Origin of the sequence: Novosphingobium aerophilum (genome assembly GCF_014230305.1) — a bacterium.
Taxonomy (GTDB): domain Bacteria; phylum Pseudomonadota; class Alphaproteobacteria; order Sphingomonadales; family Sphingomonadaceae; genus Novosphingobium; species Novosphingobium aerophilum.
This window is the reverse complement of sequence record NZ_JACLAU010000002.1, coordinates 43,493-57,905: the sequence shown is the minus strand read 5'-3', so window position 1 is coordinate 57,905 and position 14,413 is coordinate 43,493. Positions and strand designations below refer to the sequence as shown.

Below are 14,413 nucleotides of genomic sequence, written 5' to 3'. Positions count from 1 at the left end.
ACAATTCCTCCTAAGGCGCGCCACGCCTCATGACCCGTTTTTCCTTCACCATACACGCCACCGATGGCAAGGCCCGCACCGGCACGATCCGCATGAAACGCGGGGAGATCCGCACGCCGGCCTTCATGCCGGTGGGCACGGCCGCGACGGTCAAGGCGATGAAGCCCGAAACCGTCCGCGCGATCGGTGCCGACATCATCCTGGGCAACACCTATCACCTGATGCTGCGTCCGGGCGCGGAACGGGTCGCCCGGTTGGGCGGGCTGCACCGCTTCATGAACTGGGACCGCCCGATCCTGACCGACAGTGGCGGCTACCAGGTGATGTCGCTATCGGACTTGCGCAAGATCACCGAGGACGGGGTGACTTTCGCCAGCCATCTCGACGGATCGCGCCACCTGCTCACCCCCGAGCGGTCGATGGAAATCCAGCGCCTGCTGGGTTCGGACATCGTCATGGCCTTTGACGAGTGTCCGCGGGCCGACCGTCCGCGCGACGAGATCGCCCGGTCGATGGAAATGTCGATGCGCTGGGCCAGGCGCAGCCGTGACGGGTTCGATTCCGGCGGCCAGCACGCCGAGGATGCCGCGCTGTTCGGCATTCAACAGGGCGCGCTCGATCCGGAGCTGCGGCGCGAATCGGCCGAGGCCCTGACGGCGATCGGCTTCGATGGCTACGCCATCGGCGGGCTGGCCGTGGGGGAAGGGCAGGAGGCGATGTTCGCCACGCTCGACTTCGCGCCCGGGCAGCTTCCGGCTGACCGGCCGCGCTATCTGATGGGCGTGGGCAAGCCGGACGATCTCGTCGGCGCAGTGGAACGCGGGGTCGACATGTTCGACTGTGTGCTGCCGACCCGCTCGGGCCGCAACGGACAGGGGTTCACCTGGGCCGGCCCGGTCAACCTGCGCAATGCCCGCCATGCCGAGGATCAGGCGCCCCTGGACGCCCGGTGCGGCTGTTCCGTCTGCGCCACCTACAGCCGGGCCTACCTGCACCACCTCCACCGCTCGGGCGAGATGCTCGGCGCCATGCTGCTGACCGAGCACAACCTGGCGTTCTACCAGCAACTGATGCAGGCGATGCGCGATGCGATCGCCGAAGGCCGCTTTGCCGCTTTCGCGGCCGGGTTCCGCCGCGAATATGCGACCCCAGCCGATCAGCGCTGACGGTTGCCGCCGACCGGCTCAGGCGGCCTGGCGGTCGGGACCCTCCCGCTCAACCACCTCCAGGCGTGTGTCGCGGTAGGCGCAGAACTCGCCGCTGCGCTCCGCCAGGAAGCCGGCGCCGATCTCGCAGGCGTGACGCTGGGCGGTGGCGAGATCGGGGTACCACTTGCCGGCGCGGTGCGGGGTGATGAAGCGATAGAGTTGCATGACCGATCAAGGTTCGTCCGGCGGGGTCGTTCCCGCCGGAGCTGCCCCTGGCGTCCGATTGTGAAACCATCGCGACAAGCGGCGCGTGACGATGGCTGCCCTGGACCCGGCGCAACGGAAAAGGGCGGCCCCGCGAGGCCGCCCTTCCCAAATGCGATGGCTGGACCGGTGACCGATCAGCGCGAGTAGAACTCGACGACCAGGTTCGGTTCCATCTTCACCGGATAGGGCACTTCGTCGAGCGTCGGGACGCGCACGAAGGTGACCTTGTCGGTGCCGTCCACGGCCACGTAGTCGGGCACTTCACGCTCGGGCAGCGACTGCGCTTCGGCGATCAGGGCCATTTCCTTGGCCTTGGTGCCCAGGCTGATCACGTCGCCGGGGCGAACGCGGCGCGAGGCGATGTTGCACTTCACTCCGTTCACGCGGATATGGCCGTGCGAAACGATCTGGCGGGCCGAGAAGATGGTCGGCGCAAACTTCGAGCGATACACGACCATGTCGAGGCGCTGCTCGAGCAGACCGATCAGGTTCTGGCCGGTGTCACCCTTCATGCGGGCGGCTTCCTGGTAGGTCGCCTTGAACTGCTTTTCGGTCACGTCGCCATAGTAGCCCTTGAGCTTCTGCTTGGCGCGCAGCTGGATACCGAAGTCCGAAAGCTTGCCCTTGCGGCGCTGGCCGTGCTGGCCGGGACCGTAGGAGCGGCGGTTGACCGAGCTCTTCGGACGGCCCCAGATGTTCTCGCCAAGGCGACGGTCGATCTTGTACTTGGAAGCGTGACGCTTCGACATGTCTATGCTCTTTCCAACTTGCGTGACGGAGCGAACCTTGCCCCGCCTTCAGGTCCCGGACCCGCAACATCCGGCCTGTTGCCGGATGCGACCACCGCTTCACCGGGAATGCGGGGTCAATCGCGAAGGCGCGCCCATGACCGCCGAGGGCGTGAAAGTCAACCCTCTTCGGGGCTCTCCGCCTCGATCCGGCGCTCCAGCGCCGACAACACGCCGCGCATCGTCCGCACCTCCAGATGGTTCCAGCCGGGCTTGGTCAGCATGTTGCGCAAGGTGCGGCGCGTCGCGGCGGCCCGGCTCGGCGGCCGGAAGTAGCCGCGCGGCTCCAGCAGGGCTTCGAACTGGGCGATCATCCCCTCCAGCTCGTCCTGCGGGGCCGGGGGGAGCAGATCCTCGACGGTGGGCTGCACCAGATCAGCGCCCTTGGACCACTCGTAGGCGCACAGGATCACCGCCTGGGCGAGGTTGAGCGAGCCGAACTCCGGATTGATCGGAACGGTGATGATCGCGCGGGCCAGGGCCACGTCATCGGTCTCCAGTCCCGACCGCTCGGGCCCGAACACGAAGGCCGATCGCCCGGTCTGGCCATGGACATCGTGGCAGGCCTCCTCGGGCGTCAGCACCGGCTTGGTCACCCCGCGCTTGCGGACCGTGGTCGCATAGACGTGCGCGCAGTCGGCCACGGCCTCGGCCAGGTTCGCGAACACCTGCGCACGCTCCAGCACCACATCGGCCCCTGCCGCCGCCGGTCCCGCGCTGGGATTGGGCCAGCCGTCACGCGGGCTGACCAGGCGCATCTCGGTCAGGCCGAAATTGAGCATGGCCCGGGCCGCCTTGCCGATATTCTCGCCGAGCTGGGGCCGAACCAGCACGATAACGGGCTTGTTGTCGCTCATGCCCGGCCAATCTCGCGCACGTTGCTGGCGAATTCCTCGAAATCGCGCGCTTCGCTGAAATCGCGGTAGACGCTGGCGAAGCGGATGTAGGCCACGCTGTCGAGCTGGCGCAGGCCGTCCATCACCATCTCGCCGATGGCCTTGGTCGAAACCTCGGTCTCGCCCAGGGTTTCCACCTGACGCTGGATGCCCGAGACCAGCCGGTCGATCCGTTCCTGCGACACGTTGCGCTTGCGACAGGCCAGGGTGACCGACTGTTCGATCTTGGCGCGGTCGAAAGGCTCACGCGCGGCGTTGCTCTTGACCACCAGGATCTCGCGCAACTGGACCCGCTCGAACGTGGTAAAGCGCGCGCCGCACCCCTCGCACTGACGGCGCCGGCGGATCGAGGCGTTGTCCTCGGCCGGGCGGGAATCCTTTACCTGCGAGGTATCATGGGCACAGAACGGACAGCGCATTCAGCCTCAGCGCTTGATCCGGCTGTACAGCGCCACGGCCCCGCCGGCGATCAGGCCGAGCGGCAGCGAGACGACCGGGAGCAGGGCCCCGGCCACCGCGCCGACCCCCATGCCGATCAGGACGGGCTTGGTCGAAGGGTGGGCCATACCGTCCTTGGCCATTCCGCTGATCTCGGTCTTGGCGGCATCCAGCAGGTTGTTTGCGTCGCTCATGGCGTGCTCCTGAATCGGGTCTGGTCTATGGCTGCCCTGTTCAGAGCGTCGGGTAAATGGGGAACTTCGCGCAAAGTTCCGCCACCCGCCCGGCCACCGAGGCTTCGATCTGGGCGTCGCCCTGCTCGCCGTTCTTGCGCAGGCCGTCGACCACCTCGGCGATCAGCTCGCCGATCAGGGTGAACTCGGCCGTGCCGAACCCGCGCGTGGTGCCCGCCGGGGTGCCCAGACGGATGCCCGAGGTGACGAACGGCTTTTCCGGATCGTTGGGGATCGCGTTCTTGTTGCAGGTGATCGCGGCCCGATCCAGCGCGTGTTCGGCATGCTTGCCCTTGGCACCGTAGGGACGCAGGTCGACCAGCATCAGGTGGTTATCGGTCCCGCCCGACACGATGCCCAGCCCCTGGGCTTGCAGGCTGGCGGCGAGGGCCTTGGCGTTTTCGGCGATCGCATGGGCGTAGAGCTTGAATTCCGGGCGCATGGCCTCGGCGAAAGCCACCGCCTTGGCGGCGATGATGTGGACCAGCGGGCCGCCCTGCATGCCGGGGAAGATCGCCGAGTTGATCTTCTTCGCGATCGCTTCGTCATTGCTCAGGATGATCCCCGAACGCGGCCCGCGCAGCGACTTGTGCGTGGTGGTCGTGGTCACGTGGGCGTGCGGCACCGGCGAGGGGTGGGCGCCGCCCGCCACCAGCCCGGAAATGTGGCTCATGTCGGCCAGCAGATAGGCGCCAACCTCGTCCGCGATCTCGCGGAAGCGCGGCCAGTCCCAGAACCGCGAATAGGCGGTGCCGCCGCAGATGATCAGCTTCGGCTTGTTCTCACGCGCAATGCGGGCCACCTCATCCATGTCGATCTGATGATCGTCGGCACGAACCCCGTAGGGAATCGGCTTGAACCACTTGCCGCTCATGTTGACCGGCGAACCGTGAGTCAGGTGCCCGCCGGCGGCGAGGTCCAGACCCATGAAGCTGTCGCCCGGCTGAAGCAGCGCCAGGAACACCGCCTGGTTCATCTGGCTGCCGGAGTTGGGCTGGACGTTGGCGAACTGCGCCCCGAACAGGGCCTTGGCCCGCTCGATCGCCAGCGTCTCGATCTCGTCGACGTACTCGCAGCCGCCGTAATAGCGCTTGCCGGGATAGCCTTCGGCATACTTGTTGGTCAGGATCGATCCCGCCGCTTCGAGCACCGCCTTCGAGCAGATGTTCTCAGAGGCGATCAGTTCGATTTTGTCGCGCTGCCGGCCCAGCTCCTTGCCGATCCAGCCGGCGATTTCGGGATCTTGCTGGGCCAGGCTGGCAGTGAAGAAACCTTCGCGAGTTACGGCGTTCATGGCAGTTCCCTATGTCAGTCAGCGGTTCAGGCAGCAGGATGCGAGAGCTTGGCAACTCGCCCGGTGTGGCGGCCGCCGGCGAAATCGGTGGCGAGGAAGGCGTCAAGACAGGCCTTGGCCATGTCCACCCCGGTCAACCGGGCGCCCATGGCGATGCAGTTGGCATCGTTGTGTTCGCGGGCAAGCGCGGCCGACAGCGGCTCGGACACCAGCGCACAGCGGCAGGCCGGGTTGCGGTTGACCGCGATCGAGATGCCGATCCCCGAACCACACAGCGCCACACCGCGTTCGGCCGTGCCATCGGCAACGACACTGGCCAGGCGATAGCCGTAGTCCGGATAGTCGACGCGGTCCTCGGTGGCGGGCCCCAGGTCGGCCACTTCATGGCCCAGCCCGATCAGGTACTCGCGCAGTTCGGCCTTCAGCGCGACGGCGGCGTGGTCGGAGGCGATGGCGATGCGCAAGAGGCTAACCCCGGGCTGGGAACGGAATCGGTGCATGCGCCCCTTAGGCCCGGCGCCTGCCAAAGGCCAGACCCCCTAGGGGCAAGATCACGTCTGTTACCCCCGGTTTGACTTGGCGGAATGGTCATTGCAGACCCGGCCGCAAGAGGGGATCCCGATGAATCAGTTCCGTCCGACATCGCGTTTGTCCGAATGGCGCGCCTTGCTGGTGGCCCTGGTCCTGGCCGCTGTCCTGGGCGTGATCGCCACCACACCGCCCATGCCGCGGCCGGCCTCGGCCCCGCCCGCAGCCTTCTCGGCGGAGCGGGCCATGATTGACGTGCGGGCCATCGCCGCCACGCCCCATGTGACCGCGACGCCGGAGAACGCGCGGGTCCGCGCCTATCTGCTGCAGCGCATGGCCAGCCTGGGGCTGCAAACCTCAACCCAGCAGGGCCGGCTCGACGGTCGCGGCGTGGCACGGCGCAACCGCTGGAGTGGCCGTTCCGATGCCGCTGTGCCCCTGGTCAACCTGATCGGGGTGCTGCCCGGACGTGACCGCACCCGGCCCGCGCTGATGCTGATGGCGCATCACGATTCGGTCTGGGGCTCGCCCGGAGCAGCGGATGACACTGCCGGGGTGGCCGCCACGCTCGAGGTGATCCGGGCACTGCGGCAGGATGGGCCGCCGCCGCGCGACGTGATCGTGCTGTTCACCGATGCTGAGGAGCTGGGGCTGGAAGGGGCCCGTCAGTTCTGGGCAAGCCATCCCCTGCGCCATCGCGTGGGGGTGGTGATCAACATGGAGGCGCGGGGTGGGGGCGGGCGGACCACGATGTTCCAGACCTCGACGCAAAACGGCGCCGCCGCGCAGCTTTACGCATCGGCCGTGCGTCAGCCCGCGACGTCCTCGCTCGCCGCCTTCGTCTATTCCGTCCTGCCCAACGACACCGACCTGACCGAGGTGCTCAAGGGCCCCCAGACCGGTTACAACTTCGCCTTCATCGGCCGTCCGGGCCTGTACCATTCCCCGCTCGCCACGCCGGACCGGCTGGACCAGGGGGCTCTGCAGGACATGGGCGCCCAGGTGCTCGACCTCGCCCGAGGGCTGCTGCGCGCCCCGGAATTCCCCGGGCGCAAGCCGGACGTGGTGTTCTTCGACCTGTTCGGCAAGCTCACCGTGATCTACCCGACCTGGGCCGGCTGGCTTCCTCTCGCGGGCGCGGTGCTGAGCTTCGGCCTGGTGCTGCGTCGCGACGGGATGCGGGGGCTGGGGCGCGGCGCGGGAGGCATGATTGTCCTGCTGATTGCCAGCGCGGCCGTGGCCTATGCGCTCAACCGGCTGTCACTCGGCCTCGGCGAGGCGAACTACTATGATCGGTTGGCCGCCATTCCCCGGCTGGAAGGCATGGTGCTGTGCGGCGGGCTGGCGACGGCCCTGATGGTCTTCGGCGCGGCGGCGGCCGATCGGGTGAGACAGGTTGGTGCGGCCTTGCCGCTCCTCGCCGTGGGCCTTGCCCTGCAGGTCTGGGCCCCAACGGCCGCTTATGTTGTCGCAATCCCGCTGGGCCTGACGGCCCTGGCGCTGCTGCTGCCCCTGCCAGAGGTCCGCGCGGTGCTGGCGGCCCTGGTGGTGGGCTACATGCTCGCGCTTGGGCACCAGCTCATGCAGGGCGTGGGGCCGGGCTTGCCTTCTGCGGCCAGCCTGCCCCTGGCGATCGCGACCCTGGCCCTGCTGCCGGTCTGGCCGGGATCGGAGCGGTCCAGGCCCATGGCGACCGCCCTGATGGCCATTGCGATCGGCCTGGCCCTGTGGGTTCAGCTCGACCCGCCCGCCGAAAGCCGGGCGGTCTATTCCGAGCATCGCAAGTAGCGGCCCGGGCCGCCCAATCCGGTTCAGTATCCGGTGGTCGCTTTCGGCGGGTGCTTGACAAAGTGCTCCATCAGCTCCCGCGTGAGCTGATCGCGCAACCGATCCATTTCAGGCTGGAGATCGCGGAGGTAGGCCTGGTTGGCGGCGACGAAGGCCGGATCCCCAATGATCGCGGTGCTGCGCAGCAGAAACTGCTGGCCGACCGGCGTCTTCATGAAATTGAGCACCTGCTCCAGCTCGGCCACCGAGAATTCGCGGGCATAGCCCTGGGCATAGGCGTCCATGAAGTCCGGAATATGCCGATCGATGATCGGCTTGCTCGCCGCGATGAAGCGATCGAGGTTGCGGTCCATGATCGCCTTGGCCGCGGGATCATTGTTGAACCGCGCCATGGTTGCGCCGCGCATCTGGCTGGTCATGGCGTCGACCGTGCCGAAGAACATGGCTCTGCGCTTGTCCTCGGGATAGGCGATCCGGACGATATCCCGCGCCAGGGCCAGAGCCCGCTCGTCCGGCGCTGCGGTTCGAGCGCCCGTTGCCGCCGTCTCGGTCGGGGCGGCGGGCTGGGCCAGCGCCGGGGACATGCCCCCGGCCGCCAGCGCCAGCGTCAGCGCCGGTACGATGCCCAGTCCGGCGGCCCGCTGCACCCGCGCCATCACTGATCGAGGAACGAGCGCATCTTGCGGCTGCGGCTCGGGTGCTTGAGCTTGCGCAGCGCCTTGGCCTCGATCTGGCGGATGCGTTCGCGCGTCACCGAGAACTGCTGGCCGACTTCCTCCAGCGTGTGATCGGTGTTCATGCCGATGCCGAAGCGCATGCGCAGCACGCGCTCCTCACGCGGGGTCAGGCTGGCCAGGACCCGGGTGACCGTTTCCTTGAGGTTGGCCTGGATCGCGGCATCGACCGGGATGATCGCGTTCTTGTCCTCGATGAAGTCGCCCAGGTGCGAATCCTCCTCGTCGCCGATCGGCGTTTCGAGCGAGATCGGCTCCTTGGCGATCTTCATCACCTTGCGCACCTTCTCGAGCGGCATGGAAAGCCGTTCGGCCATCTCCTCGGGCGTGGGCTCGCGGCCCTGCTCGTGGAGGAACTGGCGACTGGTGCGGACCAGCTTGTTGATCGTTTCGATCATGTGCACCGGGATGCGGATGGTGCGGGCCTGATCGGCGATCGAACGGGTGATCGCCTGCCGGATCCACCACGTGGCGTAGGTGCTGAACTTGTAGCCGCGGCGGTACTCGAACTTGTCGACCGCCTTCATCAGGCCGATGTTGCCCTCCTGGATCAGGTCCAGGAACTGCAGGCCACGGTTCGTGTACTTCTTGGCGATCGAGATCACCAGGCGCAGGTTGGCCTCGACCATTTCCTTCTTGGCGATGCGCGCCTCGCGCTCGCCCTTCTGGACCATGTTCACGATCCGGCGGAACTCGGTCAGGCTCATGCCCGTGGCGGCGGCGATGTCGGCCACCTCGGCGCGGATACGCTCCACCCCGCTCGCCTCGTTGGCGGCGAAGGCGGCCCACTTCTTGTCGCGCCCGGCGTTGGCTTCGAGCCAGTTCTCGTCAAGCTCGTGGCCCATGTAGGCGTCGAGGAAGTCCTTGCGGTTGACCTTGTGCCGCTCGGCCAGGCGCAGCATCTGCCCGCCCAGCGTGGTCAGACGCCGGTTGAAGGCATAGAGGTTGTCGACCAGGTACTCGATCTTGGTCGCGTGGAACTGAACCGACTCAACCTGGGCGGTCAGGTCCTCGCGCAGCTGCTGGTAGCGCTTTTCCTTGGCATCGGGGAACACCCCGCCCGAACCGAGCACCTCGAGGCGATCGGCCTGGATCTTCTCGAACTCGCGGAACAGCGCGGTGATCTCGGCGAACCGCTCGAGCGCGGCCGGCTTGAGCTGCGCCTCCATCTGGGCAAGGCTGAGGGTGTTGTCCTCTTCCTCTTCCTCGACCGGACGGCGGGCCCGGCGCTCGATGCCGTCCTCATCCTCCTCGTCGGCGGATTCCTCCTCCTCGACCTCGTCCTCTTCCTTGAAAGAGGGGCCGGCGGTGGCCTCGCTGATCTCGCCGTCGCCGTCCTCGCCGTCTTCCGACAGGTTCTCGGGCTGCGGCTCCTTCGACAGCATGGCGTCGAGATCGAGAATTTCGCGCAACTGCATCTCGCCGGCGTTCAGCGCCTCGGACCACTGGATGATCGCGTGGAAGGTGATCGGGCTTTCGCAGAGGCCCAGGATCATGGTGTCGCGACCGGCCTCGATGCGCTTGGCGATGGCGATCTCGCCCTCGCGGCTGAGCAGCTCGACCGCGCCCATCTCGCGCAGGTACATCCGCACCGGATCATCGGTGCGGTCGACCGTTTCCTTCTTCTTCTCGGCAACGGGGCGTTCACCCACGCTGTCGGAATCATCGACGTCGTCGACCGGCGGTTCATCCGGATCGACCGCGTCCTCGTCGGTCTCGACAATGTTGACGCCCATCTCCGAGATCGCGGCCATGATGTCCTCGATCTGCTCGGATGACATCTGGTCCTGCGGCAGGGCCTCGTTCAGCTCGTCATAGGTGATCACGCCCCGCCGCTTGGCCCGGGCGATCAGCTTCTTGATCGACGCGTCGTTCAGATCGATCAGCGGCGCATCGCCGCCATCCTTGTCGTTGCCGGTGAGTTCTTCGTCCATTGGTCCGCCATATGGATGCGTGCCCCGAGCCGGGGGCCGCAATCGGTTGTCCGTATCTGTCGCCGGATTATACCGCAGATCGGGCCATGCCTCATCCCTACGGCAATTTCCAGCATTCGTTTCCGTTCCGCCCGCAAACTTTGGGGCAAGAACCGCGCATCACGCCCGCATCAGTTCCTTGAGGCGGTTCTCCAGTTCCGTGCGGCGGGCCCGCAGCCGCTGCTGCTCGTCGAAGTCGAAATCCGCCGCCTCGGTCGCCCGGGCGAGCGCCGCGTCGAGCGCCGGACCTTCGACCAGCAGGCCGATCGCCGCGTCCAGGCATTCACCGGCCCGGGTTCGGTCCGCCCCTTCGCGCAGGAAGGGGTAGGGAATGTTGCCGCAGTCGGCGGGCGAGGGCAGGGCCAGGCCACGCTCGGCAAAGATGGCGCCGATCGCCTCGAATTCAAGAGGTTGCGCCAGGTCGGCGGCATCCAGCAGGGCATCGAGCAGCGCGCCATGCCGGGATCCGGGCAGATCGCTGCGCAACAGGGCCTCGGCGCAGGCGGCGATCCGGTCCGGAAACCGGGCCAGTCCCACCAGGACGGCTGCGGCCAGGGCATCCCGCTGGCTCGCCGCGCCGCGCTGGACGAAGCGGACCGTGGCATCGACCGGCGGCGGGGGGGCGGCATTGCGCCATCCGCCGGCACGGTCGCCCCCGCGCGGCGCGCGCCCCGGAGCGGCCGGACGCCAGCCCGCCGATTCGCGGCGCGGAAAGGCATGCTCCGAAAACCGCTCGAGCAGTTCGCGCCGATAGAGCGACCGGATGTCCGGATCGGTGATGGTCTCGACATGGGCGAGCAGCCGCGCCTTGAGCCCGGCCTTGTCCTCCGGCGTGGCCAGGGGCAGGGCATCGCGCTCGTGCTCCCAGAGCATGTCGATCAGGGGGCGAGCGCCGTCGAGCAGCGCGGCCATGGCCGGGGCGCCCTGCTGCTTGATCAGGTCATCGGGATCGAGTCCCGGGGGCAGGCGGACGATGCGCAGCGAATGGGCGGGCTTGAGCAGCGGCAGTGCGCGCGAAATCGCCCGCATCGCCGCCCGCTGCCCGGCGGCGTCGCCATCGAAGCACAGGATCGGGGTTTCGACCATGCGCCACAGCAGGCCAAGCTGGTGCTCGGTCAGCGCGGTGCCCAGCGGCGCGACCGCTTCGGCGAACCCGGCGGCGGCGAGCGCGATCACGTCCATGTAGCCTTCGACCACGATCATCCGGCCGGTCTGCCGCGATGCCGGGCCCGCACGGTGCAGGTTGTAAAGCGTCCGCCCCTTGTCGAACAACGGCGTGTCCGGCGAGTTCAGGTATTTCGGGGCATCGGTCTTGGTCTTGTCGAGGATCCGGCCGCCGAAGCCGATCACCCGGCCGCGGGCATCCTCGATGGGCAGCATCAGCCGGCCGCGGAAGCGGTCATAGGGTTCGCGCTCTTCCACCGCGATCCGCAGACCCGCCTCGATCAGCTTGTCCTCGGGGATCTGGCTCAACCTGTTCTTCAACGCCTGGCGGCCTTCCGGGGCATAGCCGAAGCCGAAGCGCTGGATCGTGTGCGCATCGAACCCGCGGGTCGCGAGATAGTCCCGCGCCCGGGCACCCTCCGGACCCGCCAGTTGCGCCACGAACCAGTCCTGCGCGGCCCGGGTCACATCGTGGAGCGTGTCACGCTGTTCCGCCTGCCGGGCTGCGCGCGGATCAGGGGCGGGGACCTCCATCCCGGCCTCGGCCGCCAGTTCCTTGACGGCATCCATGAAGGCGAGGCCACGCTGGTCGGTCATCCAGCGGATCACGTCGCCATGCGCACCGCAGCCGAAGCAGTGGTAGAAGCCCTTGGCGTCGTTGACGGTGAAGCTGGGCGACTTCTCGTTGTGGAACGGACAACAGGCCTTGAACTCATGCCCCGCCTTCTGCAGCCGCGTGGTGCGGCCGATCACGCTGGACAGCGTGATGCGGGACCGCAGTTCGTCGAGCCATTGGGGGGAGAGCATCAGATGCTGGTCCGCTGGTAGATCAATGTCGGTCTGGCCTCGAAAGCGGGGAACAATACGCCCAGCTTCCACTCGGGATCGAGGCCAAGGGCTTCGAACATGGCCTGCTCGAAGGCTGGATAGCCTCTCATGTCTTCGTGGACCTCCAGCACGCCCTCGTCCAGTTCGAGCAACAGGCAGAGCAGGTCCACCGTCATCAGGTCCCGCTTGTAGGCAGTCACTCGCTGTACGGCGTTCCAAGATGCTTCGCGGTTCGATTGTCCAGCCCGGATCCGAAAGGCGCCAGACCGCAATTCAATCGCCGCGATATGGCGGTGGCGCCAGTCCAGATACCTTTGCCACCACCCCACGCCGGTCAGCTCAATGCCGCCTTCACCAAGCCGCTGGCGCGCCCCATATCCAGTTGGCTACCATGGCGCGCCTTCAGCTCGGCGACGACTTTGCCCATGTCCTTCATGGTCGAAGCCCCGAGCTCGGCCTTGATCGCCTCGATCGCGGCCTTCACCTCGTCCTCGCCCATCTGCTGGGGGAGGAACGCCTCGATCACCGCCAGTTCGGCCTTCTCGACATCGGCCAGTTCCTGGCGGCCGCCCTGTTCGTACAGGGTGATCGATTCCCGGCGCTGCTTGGCCATCTTCTGCAGCACGTCGACCACGATGATGTCATCATCTGGCACGGTGCTGGCGGTGCGCAGCTCGATGTCCTTGTCCTTGAGCTTGGCCAGGATGAGGCGGACGGCGGCCAGCCGGCCCTTGTCCCCGGCCTTCATTGCTGCGACCTGCGCGGCCTTGATCGAATCGCGAAGCATGATTTCCCCGAGTGCGTTTAACGAAAAGCGTGGATATGCGCGGTGGCCCGCGTCCATCGCCTCTCCCTAGCCGCAATTTCCGGGTATTCCTAGGTTGACGGCAGGGGCCGGGCCCTCTAGCGGGCGGGCCTTAGCACCCATCGCCAGACCCCCGTTTACGGAGCGCCACCCCATGGCCGACGCCGCCTCTTCGCACGCCCAACCCTCCGCCGGGCCGCAGCCGAAAGGGGCCACCGGAGTCCTCGTGCTGACGGACGGCACCGTGGTCTGGGGCAAGGGCTTCGGCGCGGCCGGCGAGGCCGTCGGCGAGGTCTGCTTCAACACCGCGATGACCGGCTACCAGGAGGTGATGACCGATCCGTCCTACGCCGGGCAGATCGTCACCTTCACCTTCCCGCATATCGGCAATGTCGGCTGCAACGACGAGGATCTGGAGAGCAAGGTCGATGGCGCGGTGGGCTGCGTCGTGCGCGAGGACGTGACTGCGCCGAGCAACTTCCGCTCGCGCGAGGACTTCTCCCGCTGGCTCGCCGCCAAGGGCAGGATCGGTCTCGCCGGGATCGACACCCGCGCCCTGACCCGCCGCATCCGCTTGTCCGGCGCGCCCAACGCGGTGATCGCGCACCACTCCGAGGGCAAGTTCGACATTCCCGCCCTGCTCAAGCGCGCCCAGGCATGGCCGGGGCTGGAGGGCATGGACCTGGCCCGCGTGGTCAGCCGTGACAAGCAGGAAGGCTGGGAAGGCGGCGTCTGGACGCTGGGGCAGGGCTATGCCCGCTCGCCCCGCGATGCCCGCCCGCACGTGGTCGCGATCGACTATGGCGCGAAGGACAACATCTTCAGAAACCTGGTGAAGGCCGGCGCGCAAGTGACGGTGGTTCCGGCCCAGACCCCGCTCGAGACGATCCTCGCGCTGGAGCCGGCGGGCGTGTTCCTGTCCAACGGCCCGGGCGATCCGGCCGCGACCGGCGTCTATGCCGTGCCGACGATCAAGGCCCTGCTCGACCAGGACGTGCCGATCTTCGGCATCTGCCTCGGCCACCAGATGCTCGGCATCGCGGCGGGGGCCAGGACTACCAAGATGCAGCAGGGTCACCGTGGCGCCAACCACCCGGTCAAGCGGTTGAAAGACGGCGTGGTCGAGATCACCTCGATGAACCACGGCTTCGCGGTGGACAACACCTCGCTGCCCGACACGGTCGAGGAGACCCACGTCTCGCTGTTCGACGGATCGAACTGCGGCATCGCGATCAAGGGCAAGAAGGCCTTCGGCGTCCAGTACCACCCCGAGGCGAGCCCCGGGCCGATGGACAGCTTCTACCTGTTCGAGAGCTTTGTGGGGATGCTGGGGTGAGGTGTTTTCCTGCCTTGCTTTTCTTTGCGTTGGGCGGCTGCTTACCGTTTGACGACGAGGGGAATTGGGCAGAACGGGATGAGATCGTCGAAGCTGCTGCAAAATGTGGCGTTGCAGATTTCGAGCCAACGAAGGCGGGTGCGGCTTGGGCTGCGTATGTTCCTGCCTCAGTTCCGGATCATGCCGCAAAAGA

At 67.3% G+C, this 14,413-nt stretch carries 15 protein-coding genes; 3 read left to right on the top strand and 12 right to left on the bottom strand.

Annotated features, from left to right (window positions below; genetic code table 11):
• The first annotated feature begins 29 nt into the window (after window positions 1–29).
• Window positions 30–1,166, top strand: a complete 1,137-nt coding sequence (gene tgt / locus H7F49_RS02420; RefSeq protein WP_185681982.1) for a tRNA guanosine(34) transglycosylase Tgt — start codon at window positions 30–32, stop codon at window positions 1,164–1,166.
• A gap of 18 nt (window positions 1,167–1,184) precedes the next feature.
• On the opposite strand, the gene H7F49_RS02415 is transcribed toward tgt, so the two are convergent.
• The 7 genes from H7F49_RS02415 to rpiB form a co-directional block, all read right to left on the bottom strand.
• Entirely contained in the window at window positions 1,185–1,373 is a 189-nt protein-coding gene (locus H7F49_RS02415) for a hypothetical protein (protein WP_185681981.1), read from the bottom strand.
• A gap of 176 nt (window positions 1,374–1,549) precedes the next feature.
• Window positions 1,550–2,164, bottom strand: a complete 615-nt coding sequence (rpsD, locus tag H7F49_RS02410; RefSeq protein WP_185681980.1) for a 30S ribosomal protein S4 — start codon at window positions 2,162–2,164, stop codon at window positions 1,550–1,552.
• 158 nt (window positions 2,165–2,322) lie between these two features.
• The gene (locus tag H7F49_RS02405) at window positions 2,323–3,060 is read right to left on the bottom strand and encodes an RNA methyltransferase (protein ID WP_185681979.1); all 738 of its coding nucleotides are present in this window, start codon (window positions 3,058–3,060) and stop codon (window positions 2,323–2,325) included.
• Window positions 3,057–3,518 (bottom strand): transcriptional regulator NrdR, encoded by a 462-nt coding sequence (nrdR, locus tag H7F49_RS02400; protein WP_185681978.1) that lies wholly within the window; start codon window positions 3,516–3,518, stop codon window positions 3,057–3,059. The genes H7F49_RS02405 and nrdR overlap by 4 nt, the downstream gene beginning before the upstream one ends.
• A gap of 6 nt (window positions 3,519–3,524) precedes the next feature.
• Window positions 3,525–3,731 carry a hypothetical protein gene (locus tag H7F49_RS02395; protein ID WP_185681977.1) on the bottom strand — a complete coding sequence of 69 codons (207 nt, stop codon included), beginning with the start codon at window positions 3,729–3,731 and terminating at the stop codon, window positions 3,525–3,527.
• 40 nt (window positions 3,732–3,771) lie between these two features.
• Window positions 3,772–5,064, bottom strand: a complete 1,293-nt coding sequence (glyA, locus tag H7F49_RS02390; RefSeq protein ID WP_185681976.1) for a serine hydroxymethyltransferase — start codon at window positions 5,062–5,064, stop codon at window positions 3,772–3,774.
• A gap of 26 nt (window positions 5,065–5,090) precedes the next feature.
• Complete coding sequence (gene rpiB / locus H7F49_RS02385; protein ID WP_185681975.1) at window positions 5,091–5,528, bottom strand: ribose 5-phosphate isomerase B; 438 nt, start codon at window positions 5,526–5,528, stop codon at window positions 5,091–5,093.
• 157 nt (window positions 5,529–5,685) lie between these two features.
• Here rpiB and H7F49_RS02380 point away from each other — a divergent pair, with 157 nt between their 5' ends.
• Window positions 5,686–7,380 carry a M20/M25/M40 family metallo-hydrolase gene (locus H7F49_RS02380; protein WP_214647614.1) on the top strand — a complete coding sequence of 565 codons (1,695 nt, stop codon included), beginning with the start codon at window positions 5,686–5,688 and terminating at the stop codon, window positions 7,378–7,380.
• A 23-nt stretch (window positions 7,381–7,403) separates the two neighbouring features.
• On the opposite strand, the gene H7F49_RS02375 is transcribed toward H7F49_RS02380, so the two are convergent.
• The 5 genes from H7F49_RS02375 to H7F49_RS02355 form a co-directional block, all read right to left on the bottom strand.
• Entirely contained in the window at window positions 7,404–8,036 is a 633-nt protein-coding gene (locus tag H7F49_RS02375) for a DUF2059 domain-containing protein (protein WP_185681974.1), read from the bottom strand.
• Window positions 8,036–10,048 carry an RNA polymerase sigma factor RpoD gene (rpoD, locus tag H7F49_RS02370; protein ID WP_185681973.1) on the bottom strand — a complete coding sequence of 671 codons (2,013 nt, stop codon included), beginning with the start codon at window positions 10,046–10,048 and terminating at the stop codon, window positions 8,036–8,038. Before rpoD ends, H7F49_RS02375 begins: the two co-directional genes overlap by 1 nt.
• A 159-nt stretch (window positions 10,049–10,207) precedes the next feature.
• Window positions 10,208–12,058, bottom strand: a complete 1,851-nt coding sequence (dnaG, locus tag H7F49_RS02365) for a DNA primase (protein WP_185681972.1) — start codon at window positions 12,056–12,058, stop codon at window positions 10,208–10,210.
• The gene (locus tag H7F49_RS02360; protein WP_185681971.1) at window positions 12,058–12,279 is read right to left on the bottom strand and encodes a hypothetical protein; all 222 of its coding nucleotides are present in this window, start codon (window positions 12,277–12,279) and stop codon (window positions 12,058–12,060) included. Before H7F49_RS02360 ends, dnaG begins: the two co-directional genes overlap by 1 nt.
• Window positions 12,280–12,413: 134 nt before the next feature.
• Entirely contained in the window at window positions 12,414–12,866 is a 453-nt protein-coding gene (locus H7F49_RS02355) for a GatB/YqeY domain-containing protein (RefSeq protein WP_185681970.1), read from the bottom strand.
• A gap of 172 nt (window positions 12,867–13,038) precedes the next feature.
• Here H7F49_RS02355 and carA point away from each other — a divergent pair, with 172 nt between their 5' ends.
• Complete coding sequence (carA, locus tag H7F49_RS02350; RefSeq protein WP_185681969.1) at window positions 13,039–14,220, top strand: glutamine-hydrolyzing carbamoyl-phosphate synthase small subunit; 1,182 nt, start codon at window positions 13,039–13,041, stop codon at window positions 14,218–14,220.
• Window positions 14,221–14,413 lie beyond the last annotated feature (193 nt).

Excerpts from the sequence above, each read along its gene's own strand:
- H7F49_RS02375 (WP_185681974.1), bottom strand. The coding sequence starts at position 8,036 with ATGGCGCGGGTGCAGCGGGCCGCCGGACTGGGCATCGTACCGGCGCTG.
- H7F49_RS02380 (WP_214647614.1), top strand. The coding sequence starts at position 5,686 with ATGAATCAGTTCCGTCCGACATCGCGTTTGTCCGAATGGCGCGCCTTG.
- tgt (WP_185681982.1), top strand. The coding sequence starts at position 30 with ATGACCCGTTTTTCCTTCACCATACACGCCACCGATGGCAAGGCCCGC.
- rpoD (WP_185681973.1), bottom strand. The coding sequence starts at position 10,048 with ATGGACGAAGAACTCACCGGCAACGACAAGGATGGCGGCGATGCGCCG.
- rpsD (WP_185681980.1), bottom strand. The coding sequence starts at position 2,164 with ATGTCGAAGCGTCACGCTTCCAAGTACAAGATCGACCGTCGCCTTGGC.
- carA (WP_185681969.1), top strand. The coding sequence starts at position 13,039 with ATGGCCGACGCCGCCTCTTCGCACGCCCAACCCTCCGCCGGGCCGCAG.
- glyA (WP_185681976.1), bottom strand. The coding sequence starts at position 5,064 with ATGAACGCCGTAACTCGCGAAGGTTTCTTCACTGCCAGCCTGGCCCAG.
- H7F49_RS02395 (WP_185681977.1), bottom strand. The coding sequence starts at position 3,731 with ATGAGCGACGCAAACAACCTGCTGGATGCCGCCAAGACCGAGATCAGC.
- H7F49_RS02415 (WP_185681981.1), bottom strand. The coding sequence starts at position 1,373 with ATGCAACTCTATCGCTTCATCACCCCGCACCGCGCCGGCAAGTGGTAC.
- H7F49_RS02405 (WP_185681979.1), bottom strand. The coding sequence starts at position 3,060 with ATGAGCGACAACAAGCCCGTTATCGTGCTGGTTCGGCCCCAGCTCGGC.
- H7F49_RS02355 (WP_185681970.1), bottom strand. The coding sequence starts at position 12,866 with ATGCTTCGCGATTCGATCAAGGCCGCGCAGGTCGCAGCAATGAAGGCC.
- nrdR (WP_185681978.1), bottom strand. The coding sequence starts at position 3,518 with ATGCGCTGTCCGTTCTGTGCCCATGATACCTCGCAGGTAAAGGATTCC.
- dnaG (WP_185681972.1), bottom strand. The coding sequence starts at position 12,058 with ATGCTCTCCCCCCAATGGCTCGACGAACTGCGGTCCCGCATCACGCTG.